25 protein-coding genes and 1 pseudogene are annotated in these 24,959 nt (G+C 59.7%); 18 read left to right on the forward strand and 8 right to left on the reverse strand.

The genetic code is table 11. The features are described from left to right. Positions 1–64: 64 nt before the first annotated feature. From D1Y85_RS27085 to D1Y85_RS16520, 7 genes are all read left to right on the forward strand, one after another. Entirely contained in the window at positions 65–232 is a 168-nt protein-coding gene (locus D1Y85_RS27085; RefSeq protein WP_185219009.1) for a hypothetical protein, read from the forward strand. Between the two features lie 243 nt (positions 233–475). Continuing rightward, on the forward strand, positions 476–667 hold the full coding sequence (locus tag D1Y85_RS16500) for a hypothetical protein (protein ID WP_124152142.1): 192 nt from the start codon (positions 476–478) through the stop codon (positions 665–667). Positions 668–962: 295 nt separating this feature from the next. Continuing rightward, positions 963–2,828: an AAA family ATPase gene (locus D1Y85_RS16505; RefSeq protein ID WP_124152143.1), complete on the forward strand. Its 1,866-nt coding sequence runs from the start codon at positions 963–965 to the stop codon at positions 2,826–2,828. Between the two features lie 396 nt (positions 2,829–3,224). Continuing rightward, entirely contained in the window at positions 3,225–3,587 is a 363-nt protein-coding gene (locus D1Y85_RS27090) for a hypothetical protein (RefSeq protein ID WP_185219010.1), read from the forward strand. Positions 3,588–3,600: 13 nt separating this feature from the next. Then, the gene (locus D1Y85_RS16510) at positions 3,601–3,912 is read left to right on the forward strand and encodes a hypothetical protein (protein ID WP_124152144.1); all 312 of its coding nucleotides are present in this window, start codon (positions 3,601–3,603) and stop codon (positions 3,910–3,912) included. A gap of 506 nt (positions 3,913–4,418) precedes the next feature. Then, positions 4,419–4,919 (forward strand): cyclic-phosphate processing receiver domain-containing protein, encoded by a 501-nt coding sequence (locus D1Y85_RS28015; RefSeq protein WP_342773474.1) that lies wholly within the window; start codon positions 4,419–4,421, stop codon positions 4,917–4,919. Position 4,920: 1 nt separating this feature from the next. Beyond that, positions 4,921–5,796 (forward strand): SIR2 family NAD-dependent protein deacylase, encoded by an 876-nt coding sequence (locus D1Y85_RS16520; RefSeq protein WP_185219011.1) that lies wholly within the window; start codon positions 4,921–4,923, stop codon positions 5,794–5,796. A 552-nt stretch (positions 5,797–6,348) separates the two neighbouring features. Here the strand turns inward: D1Y85_RS16520 and D1Y85_RS16525 are convergent. Beyond that, entirely contained in the window at positions 6,349–6,921 is a 573-nt protein-coding gene (locus D1Y85_RS16525) for a PIN domain-containing protein (protein WP_124152145.1), read from the reverse strand. Next, positions 6,922–7,380: a helix-turn-helix domain-containing protein gene (locus D1Y85_RS16530; protein WP_124152146.1), complete on the reverse strand. Its 459-nt coding sequence runs from the start codon at positions 7,378–7,380 to the stop codon at positions 6,922–6,924. A gap of 508 nt (positions 7,381–7,888) precedes the next feature. On the opposite strand from D1Y85_RS16530, the gene D1Y85_RS16535 reads away from it, so the two are divergent. From D1Y85_RS16535 to D1Y85_RS16545, 3 genes are all read left to right on the forward strand, one after another. After that, positions 7,889–8,440: a hypothetical protein gene (locus tag D1Y85_RS16535; RefSeq protein ID WP_246024946.1), complete on the forward strand. Its 552-nt coding sequence runs from the start codon at positions 7,889–7,891 to the stop codon at positions 8,438–8,440. A gap of 372 nt (positions 8,441–8,812) precedes the next feature. Beyond that, positions 8,813–9,004 (forward strand): hypothetical protein, encoded by a 192-nt coding sequence (locus D1Y85_RS16540; RefSeq protein ID WP_124152147.1) that lies wholly within the window; start codon positions 8,813–8,815, stop codon positions 9,002–9,004. Positions 9,005–9,080: 76 nt separating this feature from the next. After that, positions 9,081–9,335: a hypothetical protein gene (locus D1Y85_RS16545; protein WP_124152148.1), complete on the forward strand. Its 255-nt coding sequence runs from the start codon at positions 9,081–9,083 to the stop codon at positions 9,333–9,335. Between the two features lie 117 nt (positions 9,336–9,452). Here the strand turns inward: D1Y85_RS16545 and D1Y85_RS27095 are convergent, their stop codons facing one another. Then, on the reverse strand, positions 9,453–9,614 hold the full coding sequence (locus D1Y85_RS27095; RefSeq protein WP_185219012.1) for a hypothetical protein: 162 nt from the start codon (positions 9,612–9,614) through the stop codon (positions 9,453–9,455). A gap of 56 nt (positions 9,615–9,670) precedes the next feature. On the opposite strand from D1Y85_RS27095, the gene D1Y85_RS16550 reads away from it, so the two are divergent. The 3 genes and pseudogenes from D1Y85_RS16550 to D1Y85_RS16560 form a co-directional block, all read left to right on the forward strand. Further along, a complete protein-coding gene (locus D1Y85_RS16550; protein ID WP_124152149.1) occupies positions 9,671–9,883 on the forward strand; it encodes a hypothetical protein in 213 nt (70 codons plus the stop codon). A gap of 21 nt (positions 9,884–9,904) precedes the next feature. After that, on the forward strand, positions 9,905–10,141 hold the full coding sequence (locus D1Y85_RS16555) for a hypothetical protein (RefSeq protein WP_124152150.1): 237 nt from the start codon (positions 9,905–9,907) through the stop codon (positions 10,139–10,141). A gap of 107 nt (positions 10,142–10,248) precedes the next feature. Next, positions 10,249–10,397: pseudogene (locus tag D1Y85_RS16560) on the forward strand (integrase catalytic domain-containing protein); the annotation flags it as partial. Positions 10,398–10,546: 149 nt separating this feature from the next. On the opposite strand, the gene D1Y85_RS16565 reads toward D1Y85_RS16560, so the two are convergent. After that, entirely contained in the window at positions 10,547–12,052 is a 1,506-nt protein-coding gene (locus D1Y85_RS16565; protein ID WP_124152151.1) for a replication initiation protein, read from the reverse strand. 1,107 nt (positions 12,053–13,159) lie between these two features. Between D1Y85_RS16565 and D1Y85_RS16570 the strand changes: the two genes are divergently transcribed. Together D1Y85_RS16570 and D1Y85_RS16575 are read left to right on the forward strand one after the other, a co-directional pair. Next, entirely contained in the window at positions 13,160–14,380 is a 1,221-nt protein-coding gene (locus tag D1Y85_RS16570; RefSeq protein ID WP_185219013.1) for a ParA family protein, read from the forward strand. Next, positions 14,377–15,345, forward strand: coding sequence for a ParB/RepB/Spo0J family partition protein (locus D1Y85_RS16575; RefSeq protein WP_124152152.1), 969 nt, complete (start codon positions 14,377–14,379; stop codon positions 15,343–15,345). The genes D1Y85_RS16570 and D1Y85_RS16575 overlap by 4 nt, the downstream gene beginning before the upstream one ends. Positions 15,346–17,631: 2,286 nt before the next feature. On the opposite strand, the gene D1Y85_RS16580 is transcribed toward D1Y85_RS16575, so the two are convergent. Beyond that, positions 17,632–18,341 (reverse strand): IS6 family transposase gene (locus D1Y85_RS16580; RefSeq protein WP_246024950.1). Its coding sequence is split into 2 segments (ribosomal slippage): positions 17,632–18,071 and positions 18,071–18,341, totalling 711 coding nucleotides; the frame shifts between segments, so codons are not numbered across the junction. 175 nt (positions 18,342–18,516) lie between these two features. Between D1Y85_RS16580 and D1Y85_RS16585 the strand changes: the two genes are divergently transcribed. Beyond that, the gene (locus D1Y85_RS16585; protein WP_124152153.1) at positions 18,517–19,011 is read left to right on the forward strand and encodes a MarR family winged helix-turn-helix transcriptional regulator; all 495 of its coding nucleotides are present in this window, start codon (positions 18,517–18,519) and stop codon (positions 19,009–19,011) included. Positions 19,012–19,283: 272 nt separating this feature from the next. On the opposite strand, the gene D1Y85_RS27100 is transcribed toward D1Y85_RS16585, so the two are convergent. Together D1Y85_RS27100 and D1Y85_RS16590 are read right to left on the reverse strand one after the other, a co-directional pair. Then, the gene (locus D1Y85_RS27100) at positions 19,284–19,433 is read right to left on the reverse strand and encodes a hypothetical protein (RefSeq protein ID WP_185219014.1); all 150 of its coding nucleotides are present in this window, start codon (positions 19,431–19,433) and stop codon (positions 19,284–19,286) included. Positions 19,434–19,675: 242 nt separating this feature from the next. After that, on the reverse strand, positions 19,676–20,461 hold the full coding sequence (locus D1Y85_RS16590) for an SDR family NAD(P)-dependent oxidoreductase (RefSeq protein WP_124152154.1): 786 nt from the start codon (positions 20,459–20,461) through the stop codon (positions 19,676–19,678). A gap of 103 nt (positions 20,462–20,564) precedes the next feature. Between D1Y85_RS16590 and D1Y85_RS16595 the strand changes: the two genes are divergently transcribed. Beyond that, entirely contained in the window at positions 20,565–21,509 is a 945-nt protein-coding gene (locus D1Y85_RS16595) for an alpha/beta fold hydrolase (protein WP_124152155.1), read from the forward strand. Between the two features lie 77 nt (positions 21,510–21,586). Here the strand turns inward: D1Y85_RS16595 and D1Y85_RS16600 are convergent, their stop codons facing one another. Further along, positions 21,587–24,022, reverse strand: a complete 2,436-nt coding sequence (locus D1Y85_RS16600; protein ID WP_221410306.1) for an enoyl-CoA hydratase-related protein — start codon at positions 24,020–24,022, stop codon at positions 21,587–21,589. Positions 24,023–24,157: 135 nt separating this feature from the next. On the opposite strand from D1Y85_RS16600, the gene D1Y85_RS16605 reads away from it, so the two are divergent. After that, complete coding sequence (locus tag D1Y85_RS16605; RefSeq protein WP_124152156.1) at positions 24,158–24,958, forward strand: enoyl-CoA hydratase/isomerase family protein; 801 nt, start codon at positions 24,158–24,160, stop codon at positions 24,956–24,958. The last annotated feature ends 1 nt before the right edge of the window (position 24,959 follow it).

The following is a 24,959-nucleotide window of genomic DNA, read 5'->3' on the forward strand; positions in this document are numbered from 1 at the left end:
CCCATGAACACACACGACAAAGGTAGCCGCTCTCCCATAGACGTACACCGGAAGGGAGCCCGCAATGCAGCGTGACGACTTCCGGTTCATCGACGCAGCGCCCGAGGACGGGCTCGATCACCTGATCGGCCACGTCATCGCGTTCGCGCACAAGAACCCGGAAGTGCCGATGCCCGTCGATCGTTCGCGCGAGGCGCTGGCTTTTCCCGGTCAGGAGGACGGCGACGCGTAGCCCCGCGACGCGCCCGCCCTGCTCGCCGACAATCCCGCCGGGAAAGGCAATGCGGGTCCAACGAGTTAATCGGGTTACTGCGGCGCCGGCGAAGCGAACGCTCCAGGCGCTCCTTGCAATGCGTCAGATCGACAAGCGGCGGCGCCAGGCGCGTCGGGACACTTATACAGCAGCCAGTGGTCTTGAACACTCCGACGGCCACACCGCAGCGACTGGAAGACGGATCGGCGAATGTGGTGCGAAATGCTGCCGCTTTCGCCACTCAACACAGCGAAGAACACTGTCAAAATGGCCCTCATCGGGCGTGCATCTGTTCAGCTGACGGCTCGAACAACCATCGACACCGGCCTGCCGCACTGGCAAGACTTGCTTTCGCCCGCACGCATTGCGCCGTGCACAACAGATGGCACGGAAATCGGCGTACAGGAGTCCTGACACATATCACCGGAGCATTTTCACCCGAAGCTCACGCAAACACTGCGCGGAAAATGTCAGCCGCTGACAGTCCCGGAAAGCCTGTCCCGTTGATTTCGTTGAAGGTGAACTTTCCAGTCGGGTGCCCTTTCGCCGTTATGTTGCCGTCGTTGCAAAATCTTTTTATCGTTTGAAGCCCGTCCTGGCACGGACTTGCATCCGCCCAACCTCGTGAGACCCTGGTTCTGTCTCCCGCAGCGATCTGCGGCAACAGCACGGACCGGAACCGTCCGGTCCACTCACTCACGGGGTCACCATGCAATACTCTTCAATCCAGAAACCGTTTTCGGGTCGTAAGTCCGCATTCTTCGTCGAAGGCTCCCGCGCATGGATTCCGCTGCGTCACAAGATCAAGCACTCCCGTGCCGTTGCAGGCGCAACGGTTCCGGCCGCTCCTGTCGTCACACCAGTGGCTGCATCCGCTCCGGCGGCACCGGCTAAAGCTGTTGTCGCATCGGCGACGTCCTCCTCTTCGGCGCCATCCGCCCCACCGCTGCGCGCGGAATCGACATCCCGCCCAGCTGTGCGTCCGGCAAATCCGGTGCCGGTCACGACTGGTGCGATCCCGCACGACTGCAGCGACCTCGTGCGTCGTGCCCGAGGTTCGTTCAGGCACCTTGCCGGCATGGCCGACACAAAACACCGCCTGCTATGTGCCGGACAGGACATCCTGGCGGGTCTGGATGGCGAGCCGCGCAACGGCATCCTGCTCCATGGCGAGCCCGGCAACGGCAAAACCATGTTTGCGGAAGCGCTGGCCGGTGAACTCGGCATCCCGTTCCTGTCCGTCGCCTTCGGCGACATGGCCTCGAAGTGGATCAACGAGACCCCCGAAAAGCTGCGCGGTCTTTTCCGTACCGCACGCCGCTGTGCCCCCTGCGTACTCTTCATAGACGAGGTCGACTCGTTCCTCAAGCCCCGCGATGGCGCGAGCATGGGACATTCGATGGACCGGGACGTGGTCAACACGCTGCTGAAGGAAATCGTCGACCTGCGCAGCGCACAAGTGGTGCTGGTGGCAGCGACCAACTTTATTGAGCAACTCGACCATGCCGCGATCCGCCCGGGGCGCTTTGATTTCCACATCGAGGTTCCGGCTCCCGACTTCCAGTCCCGCCGCTACCTGATCTGGGTAGCCATCGCCCGGTACCTCGGAAAGGAAGCCGTCGACAGGTATGTCGTCGACGAGCTCGCACGCCGCTGGGAAGGTTTTAGCGCCGCGCGGCTTGCTGCCCTCGGCCCGCAGCTGCGCGACATGCAGCGCGACGGTGCGTTCGACGGCACCATCACCTTCGATCTGGCCACGCGGGCCATGCGCCACATCCAGGGGCAGCGCAGCACGTTTCCAGAGCACGTCGTCGCGCTCGAGGACATCGTCATGCCCGAGGCCTCGCGCGGGATGCTGACCGGCCTCGGGGACCGGCTGCGCAATGTCTGGGACTTCACCCAGCTCGGCGGTACCCTGCCGCGCGGAATCCTGTTCTACGGGCCGCCCGGTACCGGCAAAACCATGGCCGCAATGTCGCTTGCGAAGGAGTCTGGGTGGCTGTTCCTGTCTACCACCGGCACCGACCTCATGGCCCGCCCCGATGAATGGGAAAAGCTCGTGCGCCGTGCGAAGGACCAGCGCCCGGCCATCGTGTTCATCGACGAGGCCGAGCCGGTCCTGGCTAACCGGCGTCACTCGAACGTCCCGGCCCTCACCAACCGGATCCTCGCCACGATCGATGGCACCGGCGGCCGGACACCCGATGTCATCTACATCGCGGCCACCAATCATCCGGATGTGCTCGATCCGGCGGTGCTGCGTGGCGGGCGCTTTGCCATGCAGGTCCGCTTTGATGTGCCCGCGGACGAAGACATGCGCGCGTGGATTGAGACGACGTTGCGCGAACGGCAGGCAGATCTGGAGCTTGTGATGGAGTCGGAGGCAGAGGAACTGGCCGTGATGCTGCTGTGCGGTCGCCCCATTGCCGATGCACAGGCGCTCATTGCCGAGGCCATCAGTGTGAGCGCCGCGCGGTTTCTCGCTGGCCAGGAAGAGGAAGAGCGTGTTCTGTCCCTTGAGGACATGCAGGCCGCCGCCCGGGCCCTCGGCATCGGCATCGGCGCCGGAGAGTGACCGATCTGAAGCCGGGTTGCATTCTTCCGGATGGCTGCAGGTGCCCGGGAATCTGACTTCGCGCGACGAAAGATTGCAGCAGGCGAAGCTGCGCGACCGGCGAACGGATCGCAACACGGATCCGGCCGTGCATCGACTGACCGAAGCCACGGACAGCCGCTTGCGCGCCGGGGGCGGAGCCTGCCGGTGCCCCCCGCCTGCGCACCCAGCGGTCGTTCTTTTGCCCCAGTCCCGGGCCCCTGGCCCACCGGCCTGCCTCCCGTTTCCGGGCACAACGCGCACGGCCCGGATGCTGCCGCCCGTCGGCGAGCCGACCCCCGCGCCGCATGTCCTGCGGTGCCGTTCATCGCAGTCGATGTGTAGCCGGCATTTCCGGGAGCACCCGCCTGTGCCGGTATGCCCGGCCCCCTGGCAGGAGACGGCGCAAAGCCTGTTGTGTGGATTGGATGGATTGCGCGGCACCTCGCCGGCACTTTGCTGCGCCCGGATGTCGACTTGCATTCGTTCAACCCCGTGAGAACCTGGTTCTGCCTGCACAGCGCCGTGCAGCAACAGATGGGCTGGCCCGTTTCGGGTGGCCCGGTTATCCGTCATGCGTTTCACTCAATTTCACTCACTTTCACATGGGAGAACCCGTTCATGAATGAACCCCGTACCCTCTGGCAGGTCGTCGTTGACGAGGCCAGGATCTGCCTGCGCGAGTACTTCCTGCCGCTGGTCATCGCCTGGCGCTGGTTGCGGCGCGTCACGCGTCGCTGAGGAGACCACGATCATGGTTATCCGCTCCCACCGCGATCGCTTCTGGTTTCGCCTCACTCCCCACCGGCGCCGGGTGCCTCGCTATCCGCTCAACCCCACCGCCTCGTCGCTCATTGCCGAACGGGTCCCGATCAGCCTGTCGGGCTGGCTGTTCCGCATGAGCCGCGACAGACCGAACCGCACAGGCCTGGGACGTCGGGCCATTCGCCTCGGACAACGACGCAGCCGGCGGCGACGCCAACTGCGCCTGCGCATGGCGCTCAAGGTGCCGTGCCGGCTGTTCCTGCCGCGGCGTGACGGCATACATGACGGGCCGCTGCGCTAGCCCCATGTTCCGCCTGTGCGGGCATCACACGCATGGATGCCCCGCAGGTCGCCCCTCCCTTTTCGTGGACACCACCCATGACTGACTTTCCTGCCGTATCTCCCGGACCCGCGAGACCCTGCCTGATCCGGCGATCGCTGCGCGATCGACTAATCCAGCGCTCCCGCATACCCGTCACGCTGACCGGCGATCCGGACTGGCCAGCCGCCGGCTCCCGCCCGCTCGCTGAAACAGCCACCCCGGCTGACGTGCTTCGACCGGACGTGCACGCTGGACCCGCATCGACCGGCCTGCTGCATGCCTGCGTCACGGTCCAGCCTGCGACGGCGCAGCACGCGTCACCTGCACTGCTGCGCCCGACCGCCTTCAGGTCGAATTCGCCGATATGCCGCCGTACGCCCACGCACGCGTCCCGGCATGCGGCCACGCCACATCCGGGACACACCCGTTCACCGGGCACGAGGCCACCATGCCGCGCACCCGGGACGACCTCGACGACGTTCTGCATGCCCGTCGAGTCCGTCACCCACGATGTGTCGTTCCGCTGGACGGTCAGGATCGGGTTACCCGGAAAAGGGATCGTCGACATGACCCTCCTGGATGCCTGGATCAGGGTGTTCTGGCCGAAGAAGGATGCCGATGACCACCCTGACGTTCGCGACAAAAGTCTGCCCCGCCCACTTCCTTTCACGGTGGCCTCCACGATGAAAATCTTTCTTGATGATGAACGCGTCACCCCTGAAGGCTGGGTCCGGGCGTACTGGCCTGATGAGGTCATTGCACTGCTCGAGACAGGCAGGGTGGAAGCCGTCAGCCTCGATCACGATCTTGGTGACGACAGCCGCGGCACCGGCTACGACGTGATCCGCTGGATCGAGGAAGCCGTTGCGCTGCGCGGGTTCGTGCCACCGCTCATCCTCGTCCATTCCGCCAATCCGGCTGCTGCTGCGCGGATGCAGGCAGGGATTGCGGCGATCGCGAATCTCGCGAACCAGAAGGAGAAATAAAATGGCGTTGACCGACGAGGAGAAACTCGATCAGGCCGTGGCGTGGCTCCGGGATGCGGACGCCCTGCTGATCACAGCGGGTGCAGGTATGGGCGTGGATTCGGGCCTGCCCGCATTTCGGGGTCGGCATGGGCTCTGGAAGGCCTGGCCCGCGCTGAAGCACCTGAACATGGATTTCGCCAGGATCTCCACGGAGATCGCGATACGCAAGGCGCCACGACTCGCATGGGGCTTCCACGGGTATCTGCTGCAATGCTTCCGCGGGACGCATCCCCACAAGGGATTCCAGATCCTCCTGCACTGGGCGCGGCAGATGGAACAGGGGTATTTCGTCTTCACGAGCAACGTGGACGGGGCATTCCAGAAAGCCGGCTACGACCGCGAGCGGATCATGGAATGCCACGGTTCGCTGCACTACCTGCAGTGTATCGACGGCTGTGATGCGGCCATCTGGCCGGCAGACGATTTCCAGCCCGTCATCGAAATGGCCAGGTGCCAACTCCTGAGCAACCTGCCCACCTGCCCCCGCTGTGGGCAGGTTGCCCGCCCCAACATGCTGCTGTTTGACGATCCCCGATGGATTGACACCACCCTCGCCCGACAGCGGGAGCACTGGACGCGCTGGCGTGCCCGGCTCCGCAATCCGGTCGTGGTTGAGCTCGGTGCCGGCAAGGCGATCCCGACCGTACGCCACTTCAGTGAACAGATGGGGCGACGCATCATCCGCATCAACCCGCATGATTTCCGGATCGCGAGCTACCGCGGCGTCGGCCTGGCGGGCCCTGCGCTCGGGACCCTGCAGGCACTCGATGCGAGGTTGAATGCCCGACAGAGCGATGCGGCCACAGGCTTTCGCCACGGCAGGGAGATCAAATGATTACACCACGCGACGTACACATTGTTCCCGCCACGATCGGCGTGGTCGCCCTCTGCGTCATCGTTCTCCGGCGCGCCATGCATCAGACAGATAGCAGTCCAGATGGTCTGGCGTAGCCGGAATCTGCACCCGTGGGGAACTCCGGTGTCAGCGCCGGAGAGCTACTCGCCACCACGTTCAGCCTGAAACACCCCCAAACTGGTGCCGCTTTTCGCCGCATGACCCGCTCTTCATCGTGAAGAATACGGACAGCATGAAGGAAAAGCCTCAGGCCGGCATGACAAGCCACATCATCAAGCGCGACGTGAGGACAAAACGATTGACAGCATGCAGGCAGCCCCCTCTCTGGCCGTAATTCACCTGGCGTGGAGAAAGATGATCGACGCTGCCGAAAAGTCGATCCGGGCATCCATGAGGGGCCTCCGGATGGTTGACGCCCGGTTCCCTGCCCGGCGGACGCCGGAACACGCGCGTGGGCCGAAAACAGGTCGGGTATCCGGTCAACGCATGAGCGATCAGATCTGCCGGAATGCGCGGCGCTTCCGGGTCATCTCAGATCGCGGCGGCGTACGGTCTGATGACCGAGACGGTCTGCGTCAAGCCTTGAGACGCCAGCGTATCGAGGTATTCATGGGCCGACTTTGACGGATTGCGTAGCGAGCGCCGATGGTCCGCCATCGCTCGAAGCACCAGCATCTGGTTCAGGTTAAACAAACCGACAACGAAATCGTCGGGATGTTGCGCCTCGATGCCGAACAGCGCCAGCACGTCAGGTGGAAAGTCTTTGAGGTTGAGCGTGACGATGGTCGACGCATGGCAGTGAATGGCTGCCGCTACGACATGGGCGTCGTCCGGATCCGGCAGCTGAACCGCTGACATCAACTGCTCATAGCCCACAACCTTCGCATCCCGGACGTGCCTGTCCATCAGGTCACGCGTTCGATAGATCATTGCGGGATCCAGATCAGGACGATCCTTGATCAGGTTGCGCGTCCATTCGTCGTGTATGGCATCAGTCCAGCGCGCACGAAACAGGTCGGTGAGCGCGAGATGCATCAACAGGTTGCGTAGTGCAGCCGGATAGAGAACGCAGGCGTCGTAGATCGCGGTGAAACTCGATGCCATTTATTCGAGTCCCATTTCCTGATCAAGCGCCGCAAGTTCTTCAAGCGCTGCACGACGATCGGCATCGACGCGATTCTTGTAGGCCATCACGTCGTCGTAGCGGATGCGTCGATGCGTGTTCACCTTCCGGAAAGGAATCTCGCCTTTGTCCAGAAGCTGGATAAGGTACGGGCGCGAAACATTCAGAACGTCCGCCGCCTCCTGTGATGTCAGCTCGGCATGGATCGGGATAATCGATACCGCATTGCCTTTCCCGATTTCTGCGAGTGCATCAACCATCAGCCGCACGAACGACGTCGGCAGCGTTACGGTGCGCACCTCCCCCCTGTCGTCCCTGAACTCGAACTGCTGATTTTCGGCCCGGCTCGACAACACAACCGACAAATCCCTGCCCGACGTCCTGGCTAGTTCCGCCTCCTGCTCCGAAGGCAGCGTCGTAGGGTGCATGGTGGTGTTCATAAGATGCTCCTGATTCAACAACGCACAGTCTAAATCGAATTATTCGAAATCGCAACAATCGAAACAGGCTGGTGAAGTGACAGCCGAGTATCGCAATTAAACGGCTGTCCAACGCCCCCGGGCTTCAGGGAACCACTTGTCCTGGCTATCCTGCGCGGCCCGCGTCCCGGCTGGATATCGCAGAGCGGACCTGTCATCCATTACCCCATCCTCGCTGCCGATCGACTCCTGCCGCCGGCAGGCGTTGGCTGTGTGTGGAGTTGACCGACGGTTAGTTGCATTAATGCCAGGATCTGCCGTGAATCAACTCCCCTCGACCGCCGCCTGATCCACATCCTCCTCGCCCACGGCCGCACGTGTGCCGGCGGTGGCTGCACTAACACGATGTGCGTCCAGCCAGACCATGACGGCGATCCGGGGAGAGCTGCGAGACGGCTTAGGCCGTTCCAGGTCGCAACCGTCCCAGCCCTGGCTGGAACCGCAAACGCGTGATGATTCAGGGTAGCTTTTGGCGTTCGCCCTTGACTCTGGTGGAAAGATCCCAACCTACCGTCCCGGAATTAATCGGCCGTTTTTACTGGACATGCCCAACAAGAAGATCTATCGATCGCCGCGTCGGCCATCGGGAGCACACGCGAAGGCGCTGTTTCTTCCCATGCCGCGGGCGGAAGCCTCGGATCTTGCGCTGCGTGCGCGGATCGCAGTTGAGCGCCTGCGCAATGGCGAAGCAGACCGCTCCCTGATCAATCTCGTTTCCCAGATCGTCATCATCGCGAGCTTTATCACCAGGGCGGGACATGGAGAGCTCGATATCGAGGACATTGAACGCGTGGAGCGTGGCCTCGGTGAAGTACTCCTCGAGGCAGATCGCAGCGGGATATGGAATGTTTCTGATTCGTTGATCGAGGGCCTCACTGCCGTAGTCAACGAGTACGACCGCCAGCTTTGCGTGACCCGTATGGAGATCGTTGTCCAGGCGAGTGATCATCTTGAAAAGCTGGTAGATCTGGCCGCCCAAGACAGTCGATTCACAGACAGCCAACGCCAGGTCGCACAGTAGCCTCTTCGTGTTTCACCGCCGGGGAACAACTCTCGGCGCGCGCACCGCGCTTCACTTTCGTGAGTCGGCTAACAGACGCGGGCGTGAGTGAACCGCACGCAACCTTTAGACTGTTGGCAATAACCAGCCCTATGGTAACCGGCCCCCATAGATGGAGACCAGACACACCGCACGTGTGTCGCAAAGGAAAAGAAACAGCGGTCCGTAACCACGCCCGGTTAAAGGCAGAACGTACTGGTGCCCGCAAACAGCGTTGCCCGTGCTCGTCAGGGCAAAGACAGGCATCCAGCGCTACACTGATCCCAGAGCCCGGCCCAACGCCAGCGCACGCTAAATGTGTAGCTGGCGATGACATCCCCAAAACGAAACCACATGGAAATTTGCGTCAGTTACGAACATAGCCTGGCGTCTGCGCCGGACGAATTCATCGTTCACGTTCCATCGCAGGTCGTCGCCGATATTCCAGCGAACGTGCCGCGCGCCTTGCTACCTGAATTCATTGCCACGCTGATCGTCGAGCGCTCCCCGACAATCGGCAGGATCCGCAACCTCAGGATTCTCTAAGGCAGAGCTGATCAAGTCCACCGCAGAGCGCCCCCCCTGCATTATGGTTCGGGGTGGATAAGGAAGACAAAACGGGATGAAGCAGCAGACGTTGCAGGAGGACAAGCTTAGGGAACTCGGCGCAGTTATGGCTTTTTATCATGGCGAGTCTTCGGACGGCGATCGTCACCACTGTGCAGATAATGACATCACTCGCAAGGGCGAAGTGACTGACAACTTCCCGGCCCTCGCGTCCTGCACGCACCGCGCCGAGTCAACCCCTGCGGACCTCCGTGAGTATGCGGTCACGCAGTTAAAGCTCGACGGCCCCCTGACCTCGCGCGAGCCTTAACGAAGTTACAAGAATGCGACGTACAACGCGCCCTAGCGCTCGCAACAAAGGCGACGCTCGCCGGCACCTCCCCACAATTGACACGTGGCACACCACCCTGTTGGCTGCGGGTCTGTGTCAGTCGGACTGAATCAAATCGATGTCCTTGTGGTCGGCATAGCTGTGCATACATTTGAGAAGCACCACGACCACCTTGTGTCGATTCGTGGCGCGGTTGATTTTGGCTTTGGCCGCCATCACATTGGCAACACCATCGTGCCTCCCGGCCGTTTGGATCATTGCTGAGTGGTATAAATCACGCACTCCGAATTAATTGTGCACATCACGTTCAACTCGTGATCGACGTTGGCTACTACAGCGTTGACGTCTTGCACGTCCGCGGCCTCACGCTGGAACATGCGCACGGCTTTGGGCTGGAGGCGGGGATAAGCAAAATCTACCGAACGGTGGCCGATACCATCGCGCAACATCTACGCAAGCCGATCAGCAACCTCGATCAACTTGAGCACTGCCTGCACACAAAGACACCCTATACGGTGTATGACTGACCGATCGCGCCTAAGCCTTTCATGCAAGGAATCGCGGCGCAGCTCGATGCCAGTGTGCTCGAAATCTATGGCCACGCCGGCTCGACCGAGAATCTCGCCGGCATCTGCCTCACTGGGGGCGGCGGCGAGTTCTTCCGGCCAGCGATCACAAAGGTTTTCAGCGACATTCCGGTCCAGGTGTTGCGTGATCCCCTGATGGTCAACGCGCGCGGATTTCTCTTTGCCGGTAAGTCAGCGCTGGCCGACCGACCAGCGTGAAATACCAGCCGCAACGTAACACGCACGGGAAAACGAAGTGACGAACGCGCATCTTGAGCTGACGGTCCGAATTGATGCGGACGCCCATCCGCGGCTGAGCGCGTACGCTTGCCGGTGGGCGACGCCTGAAGTGCCTGACAATCGTCGACGATTTCACGAAAGAGCTGTCGACATCGTCATCGACCACGGCATTTCAGGCTTGTATGTCACTCGCGCATTGGACCGTGCCGCCCGCTTCCGTGGCTACCCGACAGCGAGACCGTTCTCGATATCAAAAGGCGTCGGGGAATCAGCGCTGATAGCCGTTGATCTCGATGCGCTCGATGGAGATTGTGGTCGCGTCCCTTGAGTACGGCTCGATTACAGGTGCACGCTCATTTACTCCGGCACATCTCATGTCTCGCATCAGTCTTTTAATTGCCGTGCCCGCGCGGCCTTCCTCAATTCTGACGCGACGAAATGGCTGAACGTATTTGCGATGCCGGGCAATTCCATAATGTTCTCATGCGTGACATCTGCCGGTTTGATCCCCTGGCGCTCGATAGCGCGAAGTCCGAACACGTTCTGCGCGACGAACTTGCGAACGAGTTCTTCTCGCATTTTCTTGTCAAACGCCGCGAAAGATTCTCGCGCGTGTTTCGCCTCGTCCTCACGACGCTGGTTCGCCGCCGCATCTGCTGCCGCCACGCTTTCGGCGACGGCGGTACGGGAAGCAAGCTTGGCCGCACTTTCGGCCGCAGCCGTCTCGGCGAGTTTCATCTGCACGAGCTCAACTTGCCGGTCTGCTTCGGCCACGCGGTAGTTTTCCGACAGGGCCTTCATCAGGTACGCAGACGCTCGTTTGACTTTGGTGCCCTGGCGGATCGTCCACTGCGTGTAGTCGATCGCCTGCTGAATTCGCTCGTCGGTCCAGACAGCCCGGTTGTCCTCGATTCGTTCAAATTGCTTGTCAGTCAGGCCAAACTCGTTCTGCAGGGTCTGGAAAAGAGCCACAGAGTTGAGCATCGCGGCCTTGGACGCCAATGCGCCATTCTTTCGCTTGAGCTTGAAGCGAATCTGATCCTTTTTGCGTGACCCAGGCGTTCCAGCTCGCGTCTCATATGACAGGTCGATATCGGACAGCTCGTTAATTTGCCTGACGGCAGGCTCGAGATAGTCACGCTTGAAGTATTTGAACTCGGCGTTGTTCGCCCAGGATTTCCCCGGGAGGTTTCGTATCAGGTCGAGGGACAGCCATTCCGTTACGCCATTGGCGACGGCAGGTTGCACGTGGTCGTAGATGCCTCTCGCGTAGATCAGGGTGAACCTTGATGTCACCAGCAAGCTCGTCCAGTACGAATTCTCTGGATCTTTGATGAGTCTCTGCAGTTCGACAGGCACGCGGAATCGTATCCGGCCGTTTCGAACGCTTACCCGGCCGATCAACTCCAGCCAGTCGCCATCTTCATCAGCGATCGAAACAATTGCGGCTTTCCCCGCATCATCCGTCTGGCCCTCTTCATCGAGGTCGTGGTCGTCAGATGACTGATCGACCAACCGTCCAGCCGGATCAACCGAGACGATCGGCGCGCTTGTCACCTCGAGCATGGACGACTTGACGCTACGTATAACGCTGGAAAAGTGTTTTTTGTTTTTGCTGTCGTAGCGCATCAGCCACTTGAAAAAGCTGAGCGTGACGTCGTAGGCCTCCTTGACTTCTGGCTCTTGAGCTACGATGAAGTAAGCCGCGTCAACGAAACGCCGCGCGGACAGCCCAAGGCCGACGATTCGGGCAAACACCCGATTCTTTTGAAATCCGATGTCCTTGTCTGACGCGAGTTCGTGAATAGCTCTCTGAGCCGGCGAGTTTTCGACAAAAAGGTCGAGTGCATACTGGAGCGGTGTCACCCGCCGGTCAATTCTGCCATTCATGCCAGGTCCGTGATCATGGAGCCGTTCTTACCCTCAAAATTTCAACTGACTGTAGCACATAAAGGTGAGATGTCAACGGGGATCTCTCACCTTACATCGATCCCACAGCACGGACGCACAAAATCTCTCACCTCTAGTACACAAACTCTCACCTTTACACACGGAGAATTCTGGTCGATCCCAATAGCGAAGCGCGTCCGAAGGGTTGTCCACAGGCATGCATTGAGTCGTATCGCATCTGTTCGCTTCAGGACAATATCTCTCACCTCCCCTTCGCACTTAGTCTCACCTCTGCGTACAGTGTCTCTCACCTTTGTGGTACATGAACTCTCACCTTTGGGACACCATCTCTCACTTTTCGTGCATAAGTATCTGGTTTTAAACAAGATTCTTCGTCCAGTATGTTTGTAGGTTCGTTATTTTTTATTAAAACAACATACAAACCCGGTGCACCAAACCGCTTTCTCCACAGCTGTCACATCGTTGGGTTGTTTCCAGAGTAATTACCCAACGAGGCAACGTCCGGATATGGTCCGAGTTTTCTTGAGGATCTCAAGGGAAGAATTGGTGTTCCGGGCTCGGCGAGTGTCGAACCCAAGCCAAGAAAAGCTGACTCCGCCGCAAGAAACGGAGCGCCGGTAAACGGGCCGTTCGGTCTTCGTTTAGAGACGCCTCTCAGAGGTGAGAGATTATGTACCGCTCAAGGGTTGGTTGTCGGTAGCGCTCGATAGAGCGGTACAAAATCTCTCACCTTTGCTGGTGGAGATGGCGCGCGAAATGAAAACGTAATGTTAGATTCATCCGATTGACCCACGTCTTGCCCTTCTATGTCATTTTGCATTACATGCATTGCTCTAACGAGGTACAAAATAGCTCACCTTTGTACTTGAGCACGCGCGAGCCGTCACAAAGGTGAGATATTTTGTACTTGGTTGTGTGCATCCGGGCGACAGGTAAGATGCTCGTTAGCCCTGAAGAAGATCAATGGGTTGCTGTCGCTAAGCTCGAAAGCAGCTAAAGTCGACGAATACGGCACTAATATAAAGACGTTTTCGGATTTTTCCGGTATTCTGCGTTTAGCCTAATTTTTGACCGGAAACTCTGAAAATGGCCAATGTCAGCCAACCGCTTCCAATCGACCGGACAGTCACGCTCGCGGAAATCAGCGATTTCGCAGACATCGTGACCGACTATGCGTCGGAACTGCGAGACCAAATTCTCGCCCCGCGCCCCCGCAAGACTCCACCGGTCTTCACGACCGGCGAGATCGCGGAACTGTGCGGATTGACCCGTAATCAGGTGCAATACCAGATAACGAAAGGTGATGGGGTGTTGCCGGAAGGGCATAGCACCGGGACGGGGCGCAGTCGGAGTCGGCAGTTCACTCTGGCAGAAGCGCGCACCTGGGTCCAGCAGATTTCCGATATCTACCAGACACCGCTAGTCGCGGGCCCAAGCGAGGACTTCGAGGGCAAGATTATCATTACCTCGCAGCTGAAGGGCGGCTCTGCGAAGACTACGACTACCATGTGTCTTGCACAGGGACTGACGCTCCGTGGTCGCAAAGTGTTGGTAGTCGACCTTGACCCCCAAGCCTCTCTTTCAGAGCTCTGTGGGCTATACGCGGAGAAGGAGGTGTTTCCTGAAGCGACGGTGCTGCCCTATGTCTACGATCAGGACATTGAAGGCGGGCTGCTCGCAAAAGTTCAGTCGACATACTGGGATGGACTCGACATCATTCCGGCGCATACCGAGTTGGTCGGTGCCGAGTATCACCTCCCGGCGATGCAGATGAAGCTTCCAGGATTCAAGTTCTGGCAGGTGCTGCGAGACGGGCTGGCACCTCTGCGGAAGTACTACGACTACATTGTCCTCGACACTTCCCCTTCCCTGTCGTATCTCAACTTGAATGCATTGATGGCCGCTGACGCCATGATCATGCCGATGGTGCCCGAAAATCTGGACTTTTTCAGTTCGCTCTCATTCTGGCGGTTGTTCTCCGACGTCGCCAAATCGTTCATCAGGTTCGAGGCCGATAAAAAGTACGACTTCGTGTCCGTGCTTCTTACCCGCGTAAATTACGGGCCGACATCATCGGCTCCAGTTGTCCGCACCTGGGCTCAAGGCGCCTACCGTCAGTGGCTGGATCCGTTCGAGGTCCCCGCAAGTTCAGTCATGAGTTCCGGCGCGCTGGCATTTACCACTGTGTTCGACATCAGTAGCACACACAGTCAGGCGAAGTCCTTGCAGCGAGTGCGACAGCCTTTAGTCGACTACTGCCGGTGGGTCGACGAACAATTCATCAAGCAATGGAGGCCCGCACAATGAGCAACATTCGTGAGCAACTGCTTGCCAAAACGGCGGGCATCCGGTCCACGGACGAACGAAAGCCTGATCCCGCCCGTCGCGCGTCACGTACCGAGACAGCACCGGGGATGGCGGGAGCGCTGGCGTCGGCTCAACTTCGAGTGCGGGAATTGGAGGCTTCGGGAACGCCTTCGCAACTTCCCGTGGCAGCAATCGTTCCGAACCCGTGGCAACCCCGCCGGGTGTTTTCGGAGGAAAAACTCTCCGAGTTGGCAGAATCGATTCGCGAGACGGGACTGTTGCAGCCGATCGTGGTCCGGCGTGCCGAGGCGGGATATCAAATCGTAGCGGGGGAGCGGCGTTGGCGGGCGCACAAGATGCTCGGGAAAGATGCCGTTACAGCGGTGGTGATCGAATGTTCGGACCAGGACATGGCTGTTCTCGCCCTAGTGGAGAACGTGAGTCGTGACGATTTGACCGACTACGAGATCGCAGTTTCGATCCGGACGACCGAAAAGGAATTTCCAAACCGCACGCGTCTCGCGGAGGCCGTAGGAATGAGTCGCCGTGGTCTGTATAAGTTCATTTCCTTTGGAAGCCTTCCGGAATTCGTTACGAAGGACTTGGATCTGAAGCCGTCGTTGATCGGATGCAATGCGGCTGATGCAATCGTCACGGTGTTGAAGAAGCACGGAGACGATGGCGTAGTTGCGGCTCGTGAGCTTTGGCCCGATGTTGTGTCCGGAAGTCTCGATCAAAGCAAGTTCGCGTCGGCGATTGCGGCGCTTGTTGTACGGCGAAACTCGCGAACATCTGCTCGCGAACGATCAATCGAGAAGTTCTTTGCTGGAACGACTCACGCGGGCAGCATTACGAAAGACGTGAACAGCTTTACTGTGAAGATCAAGACCGGTGTTCTCTCTGACGCTCAGGAAACGAGGATTCGCCAGGTCATCAGCGAGTTGTTTAACGGCGATCCAGTGTGAATTGGAGATGCAGATCGGGGGCCCGCGAAAGCGGGCTTTTTTATTGGTGTCGCATATTCGCGTGGCTTCGTCGGGTGGGTGTCGAAGTGGTTAAGGCGCACAGTTGTCAACGAAGGCGCGCAACGGTTCGAAGGTAGTGCCAGCGAAGTGTGTGCCTTTTAGGCACACTCCTGCGCGAACATTGACGTGTTTCATGCCGGCCGCCCAGGGGCGAAGCGGACCACCACCGATCAGATTGAATCGATTCGAATTAATCACCCTCGTGCGCGTGACTCCAGCTTCAGCGGCGGAATCGCTGGCAGATGTGAGACGTGTGCTGAACGCTTCAGCCCCGTTAGCTATATCCGTCACCACATGGGGCCTTTGTTTCGCGTCCCACCGACCCGAAAGCAGGCTCCCAGTAAAGCTGACACACGCTGGATACTGTGGGTCACGCGGGTACGAACCGAATGGTCGAACTAGTGCTCTACCAGACCGTAGGACAGCCGCCACGCGCGTCCTCTTTAGTCCGGGAGTGTGCCTTTTAGGCACAGACCTGAATGCAGGTCTGCGGCACGAGCGGGCTCGCCAAGTGCGCCTAATAGGCACACTGCATTCACGGCATGTGTCTATCCGACCGGTTTCAATGAAGCAATACCGGCACCAAAAAGTCGTTGGGTGGCGTCGGCACCTTGCAAAGTCAAAGCTTGCCGCCACGATCACTCCGCAGTCTTTTGATGGGTGAGCGTCATCTCGTCAAAAACTTGGATGAACCATACTCTGCGTTTGTCAAAACTCTGCACGCCCCGGTTCGTCCGGATCTTCTCCGAGCCAATTGGCAAATCGATCTTGAGGCATCTGCGTGAAGTCATGCCCGTGCGTTTTGTTTAAACGGCACGGCGCGATCACAACGAGGACTGCTAGCCGTAGTCGGATTCTGTTCCCGGCATGATGCTGGCGCGAACGAGCGGGGCACAGAGAGTGGCGGAGATTTGGGCGCTCTGATGACCTGCAACGTTACTAAAACGCATGCCGTCACGAGACGGAAGCTGCACGCGAGTCAATTGTTGACGAATGGCACTGCTCAGTATATTTCCACGCGCGCGGAGCGGCTTGTAGGCGGCCACGGAAGGTTGCGGCGCAATATCAGTGTGCGCTTTATCAATAGGTGCGTAAGGGGCGGCGTACGGAGACGAAGCCAGAAGTGAGCCCGTGAATAGCCTAACGCGAGCAGTCCATCGCGGCGTTCAGAAAGCGGCACAAACATTCTTGGGTAGCCACTTTGGGACAGGTGAAGGGCGCTGTCGACGCCGCGAAAACGGAGTTCGGGAGAGGTCAGTTTCAGCGATATCTCGCTTACAGCAACACATAGGTGTCGCAGCGGCTATGACCGGCCCACGCACCTGTGCCAGCAGAAGCGTCGGCGGGAATACTGACGGGAACTGAGTCGCGCAATTTATGATTGAAATTCAATAACGCAACTAACCGTCAATCCGCCGAGAAACCACGAGGCGCCTGATGGCGCCCGCATATTTCGTGGCGCGATTGGTGATTGAGGACATGGACGCCGCGACGGAGTTTATTTGAGAAGTGCGGGGCATCGTTGCAGAAACTCGGTGGGTACTCAAGTCGATCTCCAGGCGGCCAGTCGGCTAACTGAGCCTCTTACCCGGACCACCGCGAGCAGATCATGCCGGTGGCTAATCTCGCCGCCGTGAAACATTCGAGAGAGAATTCTCAGATGCTCCAATGCCTTAACCAGCGGCGCTTTCGGTCGTATTCCAGATGAATGTTTCACGTTTTGCCAGTGCACTTAATGGCGGAAAACCGTGTAGCGACGGGCTACGCTCGATTCTGGCCGGCAGAACCACCAAGACGTAATATTCACTACATTTTATGTAGTTATTTGTATCAGAGCTTGGTGCCTAACGTCCGTATCACCGAATGCCTCGCCCCTGACTTCGCGACAGGCGGTTCAGGGCTGCGCCCCATACGGTACAGGGGCGCAGGTCCGTCCGACCTTGACCCGTCCCGGTTCAAGGAGCTCGAACTGAAATACGGCGCGTCGAGACGAACTGGCATTGAGCGACACCGGCCATCGCGGACAGGTGTGATGACCAGAATGTCCGTACGACCAGAAAAATTTCAGTAGTTATCCAAAAATTACGGAATCAAGTGCGACGGCTGCTCGCGGCACATGAAGGCGCACTTAACGAGCTTGAAACCGGAATCGGTGCGTGAGGTGGTGGATAGGGTTGTGGTGCAAACTGAGTAGGTGGGCGAAAAATCGCTCTTTTTTCGGGACCTTCAACGAGCCGAAAGAACCGCCATCCAGACCGGGGGCGAAGTGGTATCTTTGAGGCGCTTGCGGGTGAGATCGAACTGGCCTTTGCCAATGCGATGCATCAGTTCGATGCCGGACAGGGTAATGGCCGCGTTCCGGAACCGCTTGAACCCGAGCATCACGCTCACCCGCGACTTGATGTGGCGGTGATCCTGCTCGATCAGGTTGTTCAGGTACTTCGAGGATCGCAATTTCGTTCGCCCGGATAGCGAGCCATCGATCTTCATCTCGCGGACCGCCCGATGAGACGCCGCGTAGCCGTCCGGCGTAATCGTTTCGGGAGTGCGCCCCTGCGTTCTGATCGCCTTCGCGAAGAACGCCTTTGCTGCCGCCACGTCGCGCCTGGCGCTGAGGCGAAAATCGACCGTCTTTCCCGCACGGTCGACAGCACGGTAGAAATAGGCCATTTGCCACGAATCTTCACGCAGGTCTCGGCGACGCGCCACGACCGACCGGCTATCGTGACCAACCGGTTCCCGTGTTTGACGAACTCCGGCGTGTAGCGCTTCACCCAACGCAGGATCGTCGTGTGGACCAGCGATACGCCGCGTTCGGCCATCATCTCGACAAGATCACGCAGACTGAGCTTGTAGCGCAGATACCAACGTATGCAAAAGATGTAGCGAAAAACTATTGTCGCTTGGTTGTGGTGCAATTCCGATGCGTCAGTCAGTTAGCCTTGAGCTTTTGACGATCAGGAGCCAATGAGCAAGCTGAAAGATCTGGAGTGGTCGTTCAACGGCCGTCATTTCGACCGCGAAGTCATTATTCAGAATTGAAACTTGCTGTGGCAATTAACCACACCCTATAATTCCTGCTTGGTCAACCGTTGACGGCGCAGCAGAATCATGACAGACCCGACCCCTACAACTCCACTCGAAGTCGTCGAGTGCGACTTCGGCGAAAGTGCCGGCCACCTGATCGCTCGCGTGAAGTCGAGCCTGTCGAACCTGATCAACCAGCGCACTGTCAACGAATTCGGCGTCACGAGCCAGCAGGCCAGCGTGCTGCTCATGGTAGCAAGTGGCAAGTGCGTGCTGGCCGCCGAACTCGCACGCGAGTACGGGATCGACGCGAGCGCGGTGACGCGCCTCGTCGACCGGCTGGAACAGCGCGGTCTGCTTGAGCGCGTGCGTAGTTCCGAAGATCGCCGGGCTGTGCGGCTCGCGCTCACGCCCGAAGGGCAGGCCATTGCTGCATGCATGCCGACTATCTTCACTACCGTCTCGGATAAACTCATGAACGGTCTGTCATCCGAGGAAACCGGCTTTCTCAAGAACATGCTGCGGCGGGTACTCGCGAATGGCTGCGAGGCCAGCCAGAATTCACCGGCCAATTCATGACGGGGCACGCAAATTCGAAAGTGCCACATAACGAATAGCTGCATCCTCCAGTATCACTTTCACTCCTCACGTAATCGGACCGTGCTAAGCCAAGACGTTGCTTGTCGCAAAGCGTTTCATAAGGCCTTCGAACGTGTCAATCGTAATATCACGGATGTTTTCATAGGCCATCTAGACAATGGCGACGATGCTCAGAACGACGAGGACGAGTTCATCGTAAATGAAAGCACGATTGCTTATGGCATTCGCATAGCAATAGCGTCCGAACCGCATCAGGTTGATACCCAGTGCAGCCAGCCAGAATGCGCGAAGCGTGAAAAAGCGGTGACTGAAGCGACCACGGCAGTGCTGTTGAACAACTGGATACCTATCACAAGGCCGATCAGGGCGCTTGCAGTAACGGCCCATTTCAGGATTTCCACTACCTCAATCCTCGATCGATGGACTGTAGAGACACGCGGTCGAATGCCGATGAAGGGTGTGATTCGATGCACGCTGCCTTGCGTTGCTCTTTACCCAAAATAGGCGACGCTCGCTCAAAAAAGCATAACGATTCTCGTTGGTCGGCTCGGGCAAAGACAACCCATTGCTCCCAGTGGTAGGGCGCGTATGGCGCTGCCTGGGTCATCACTGGCGCCGCGGGGTATTCGCCAACGCCTCGCCCTCAAAGGCTCATTCCGCCGCTTGCTTCGACGATTTGCCCCGTTATCCAGCGGCCCTCCGGGCTCAACAGCAACATCACGGCTGACGCAATGTCATCGGGTTGTCCCAGACGTCCCAACGCCGTCAGGCGCTGCACGCTTTCGTCGAATCCTTTTCTGGCACGCAAGTTGGCGATCAACGCGGTATCCGTCGCGCCGGGAGAAACGGCGTTGACCGTAATACCGCGGTGACCAAGATGCTGGGCGAACGATAGCGTCAAGTGATTGACCGCAGCCTTGGCCGCGGCGTACACAGCCTGATAGGGCAATGCGCTGCTGGCCGCATTCGATGAGATATTGACGATGCGTCCGCCATCGCTCAAGTGCTCGCATGCCAGTTGACACATAAAGAACGTGCCACGAAACAAGATCTCGCACTCCTCATCGAAGTGCTTAGGCGTAACGTGCATCAAGGGTCGTGAGCCGCCTGCTCCGGCATTGTTGATGAGGAAGTCCAGTTGCGGGCGCTGCGTTTCCAGCTCGAATCCGCGCGTGACCGTCTCGTAAAGGCGGGGCAGCCCGGCGACGTCGCGCAAATCCGCCTGGACGACGAACGCTTTGCCGCCGTTGGCCCGGATCTCGCCCACGAGCTGATCGGCGGCAGCGCGGTTACGGCCACAATGCGCAGCAACGACCGCGCCCGCCTCGGCCAGGCGATGCGCGATCTGCGCACCTATCCCACCGGATGCGCCGGTGACCAATGCGGTCTTGCTGTTGAAATCGAATGAAGTCATGCGGACCTCGAACAAGGCGTGGAGGAGAATCGATCTCGCCGCGAGATCGATTTAATCAGATATATGATTATAATATTTAAAGGTGGCCCGAGCCAGACATGCCGGAGCGGGTGAGGAAATGGACGAAGCCGATGAGTTGTCATCGATAAGGAAGAGTATGGTTAGTTCTGCCCCGAATGTTTCTGACGAACTGCTGAAGATCTTGCGCGCTGCCGATGCGCCCGCGTGGTATCTGGATGCCGTCCAGCAACCTACGACCGAACGGCAGGTTTTGATGCCATCAGGCGAGCACTTGCACTGCGTGTTCTGGAACGAGAGCGAGATCGAGAAGCCACTGCTGCTGCTGGTTCACGGCTATCGCGCGCACACGCATGCCTGGGACCCCATCGCGCCCTTCCTGACCGGGCAATTTCGCGTGATGGCAGTCGATCTGATGGGGATGGGGATGAGCGGCCGACGGGCCGACTATGGCGATCGGTCCCGCTTCGCGGACGATCTCGCGTCGTTGATCGGTCAGGTGTCCGATGGGCCGGTGACCGTGGTCGGCCACAGCTTTGGCGGTGCCTGCAGCATTGAACTGGCGGCCCAGCATCGGGGGCTGGTGAAGCGTCTGATTGTCGTCGATACGCTCATTCTGTTTCCGGGTCTGGACGAAGAGCGCGTTGCGGAGAAGGTCGGGAGCGTGCAGCCCTATCCGGACTATGCGAGCATCGTCGGGCGTTACCGGCTGTTGCCCGGGCAGCCTTGCCCGCCGTGGGCGCTGGCCTATATCGCGCATCACTCCGTGCGCGAGGTGGAGGGTGGCTGGAGCTGGAAATTCGACACGGCGTTGCCGGCTGCGCGTCTCGAGTTCGGGACGCAAGCCGCGTTGCGGCGGTTGGACGTGCCTACCGACTACATCGGCGGAGCCCGCAGCGTGATATGCGATGCCGAACGGCTCGTGCATATCGAGGCGGCAATCGGGCAGGGGCGGCGCGCCGTCGTGATACCCGAGGCGCACCACCACATCATGCTGGATCAACCGCTGAGCCTCGTTAGCGCATTGCGGGCCTTGCTGGCCTGATGTGGCGACGCGCCCGTACGGCACGCCGTCTTGCCCGCCGCCACCCCGGCGGCGGGACGAACTGAGCTAGCCGCCGCTCAGCGGTTTTTCCATTGCGGCTTGCGCTTCTGGGCGAAGGCCATCATGCCTTCGATACGGTCTTCGCTTGCCAGCAGGCGCTCAAGCGCCGGATAGGGAAGCCCGATCGAGTCAGTTGTGCTGGCGAACCGCTCTGAATCCCTGAGCATCTCCAGTGAGAGACGGATCGAGGTAGGCGAGTTTTCGAGCAGTTCCTCGGCCAGTTGGCGAGCGGCTTGCAATGCCGTGCCTTCGGGCACCACGCGGTTCACAAAGCCGAGGGTCCGGCCTTCCTCTGCACTGGCGCGCCGCCCGGTAAGAATCAGATCGATCGCCTGCTTGTACGGGATCTGGCGCGTCAGCCGTTGCAGGCCGCCGGCACCGGCGAGCAGTCCGACCCGCACTTCACTTAACGCGAACTGCGCTTTGTCATCGGCGACGATCAGATCGCACGCGAGCGCGATTTCGAATCCACCGCCCATCGCGTAGCCGTTGACTGCCGCGATAACGGGTTTGACGCGGGTGCGACGGTTCGTGAGCCCGCCGAAGCCGGTGCGCGGCATCCACATACGACGCCCGGAGGAGCCGGCCTTGAGGTCATTGCCGGTGCAGAACGCACGCGTGCCAGCGCCAGTGATGATGGCGACCCACAGGCTGCGATCTGCGTCGAATGCATCGAAGATCTGTTCGAGTTCGTCGTTGGCCTCGGGCGTCAGCGCGTTATTCACGTCCGGCCGATTGATGGTCACTTCGAGCAGCGGGCCGTGGCGTTGCACCAGCACGTGTTCGTAGGCAGGAAGAATGCGGTTCGGATGCTTGGGCAGCAGACGATTCAGGGTTTCTTCATCGAGCGCGAACTGGTTGAGGCCCTGGTAATGCGGACGCAGGCAGATGCGCAGATTCAGGCCGTCTCCGTCGACAAAGGCCTGCAACGTATCGCGATCGCCTTGGATGCTGTTGGCGATGAAACGCTCGCCGTTGCGTTCGAGGCGGCCGACCACGATCACATCGGTCGGACCTTCCTTGCCGTACAGGACCGTGTAGGTTTCGATGGTGGCCCAGCCTTCCGGCTCGCGCGTGAAGGCTGGCGCGGGGAGTTGGTTCACCGTGGCCTGGATGTCCTCGCTGTCGCAGGTTTTCCACGCCCGTGGGGTGGTTGAGTAGATGCCCACCGCATGCGTAGAGAGGAACCCGCCATTGGCGCCGACGAGGCCGAAAGTGCCAGGGTCCGCGCGCAGGCGAGCGACGACTTCGGCAATGGCGTGCATCGAGTAGTTATTGCCCGGGCCGCCGAAAAAGTGCAGACCGCCGGTGAGGGTCAGGCCGCGCGGGTCCTGTGCGTCGAGTCCCAGCGCGTCGGTGGCCGAGAACACCGCAATCGGAAAACAGCTATAGATATCGATGTAACGGATCTGGGCGATCTCGACCCCGGCTTCTTCCAGCGCCTTGCGATAAGCCAGGTCCATCGCGACAGATTGGTCGAGGCGCTCGCGCTCCAGCACCGCGCGCTCGTCGATACTGCTATAGCCGTGCAGATACACCCATTTGCTTTCGTCGATGCCCAGTTTGCGCGCGGTGCCGACCGTGGTCAGCAAGACCGCCGCGCCGAGGTTCACCTGGTCGCGCGCGACCGCCGAGATGGGGTGCGGGTCGGCGATCATACGATTGTCGGCGCTGATCGTCGCGATTTCCTCTGCACTCCAGACCTTCCTGGTGCCGGCGGAGTGTGGATTGGCTGCGGCCACCTTCGAGAAGGGCGACAGCAGACGGCCCATTTCGTGAGCATAGGCGTCGCGCGACAGCCCCAGGCGCTTGCGGCGCGCGTTCTCAAACATCGCGTAAACCGTGGGTGGCATGATCATCTTGTGATCGTTCATATGCCGCGTGCGCAGCGTGCCCATATTCCAGTTACGGTTTTCGAACGGCACGTCGCTGGGTTCGGACCAATCCAGTGGCTGCTTGGCTGCTTGCGCGGCGCGCTGGGTTGAAATGGCCTCGCCTCCGCAGACGAGCGCCATTTCCAGTTCGCCGCTGTGCAGCCGTTCGCAGGCCTCGCTCAACAGCTTTTGCGGTTCGTCTCCGCACGCGGGCGAATAGACCAGCAGGCGGGGTGTGGCTCCGAGACGCTTTGCAACGCTGGCAGGTACGTTCTCAGGCGAGCCGAACGGTGCCATTTGCGCACGCATCGGCGCGGCCACGGAGTCGGCCACGGTGCGCACGGCGAAGATGGCGTCGATTGCCGGCGCAAGCGCCGCGAGTGACAGGGCGTCGTCGCAGGCTGCACTGGCGGCCAGTGCAGCCAGATCCACCGGCGACAACTGGCGATACTCGGGCGTGTTCAGGCGTTCGCTGACCTGTCCGACGCCGATCACGACAGGGGTGTTGTCTGCAATTCTGGACATGATTGGTTCGTCCGTATGGAGGAGTTGTGTTGGGAGCACGCTTGCGTGCAGCATCTATTAATTGTAATCATTTATACGATAAAGTGGGAGCTTCGCCGGCGTCCGCGCGATCGGTTTGCATGACGAGATCCGATCTCCGATACACGGCGTGCGTGTTTACCCCTGCATTCTTATAACTGGCGAGTGTGTATGGCAGAACCTAACCTTCTCATCGATTGGGATGGTCCGGTAGCGCGGGTCACCCTGAACCGGCCGCAGCAACTGAATGCGCTCAATGCGGCGCTGGCGGCCGAACTGCATGACTTCTTCTCTGGGCTTGTGCGAGACCGCAGCACGCGCGTTGTCATCCTTCAGGCGGCCGGGCGCAGCTTCTGCTGCGGTCTCGATCTGAAGGAGCAACTCGTTCAGCCGGTGCATGGCGATGCGGAGGCCGCGCTTGCGTTGCAGCACAGCATTCGCAACATCATCCTTGCCATGCGGCGCTGCCCGCAACCGATCATCGGCATTGTGCAGGGAGCAGCCAGCGGCGGTGGTCTTGCACTCGCACTGGCCTGCGATATCCGGCTGATGACGCCCGATGCGCGCATGAACGCAGCCTTCATCAAGGTGGGGCTGACTGGCTGTGATGTCGGCGTGAGCTACTTCCTGAATCGTATGGTCGGCGCTTCGGTGGCTGCCGAACTCATCCTCACCGGGCGCTTTATCGACGCGACTCGCGCCGTCGGTCTCGGACTGGTCAGCCGTGTCGATACGTTGCAGCAGTTGCATGAGGAAGCGCGTGCGCTGGCTAGCGACATGCTTGCCACGTCGCCGCTGGGCCTACGCCTGACCAAGGACGGTCTCAATCATGCGATCGACGGAGCGAGCCTCGAAGCGGTGATCGCGCTGGAGGACCGACAGCAGGTCCTCTGCACGCAGACCCCGCAGTTCGTCGAGGCGGTCAGCGCCTTCGTCGAAAAACGCGTGCCGAACTATGTGCAAAAAATCTGAA

This window comes from Paraburkholderia dinghuensis (assembly GCF_003837865.1).
In the GTDB taxonomy this organism is placed as follows: domain Bacteria; phylum Pseudomonadota; class Gammaproteobacteria; order Burkholderiales; family Burkholderiaceae; genus Paraburkholderia; species Paraburkholderia dinghuensis.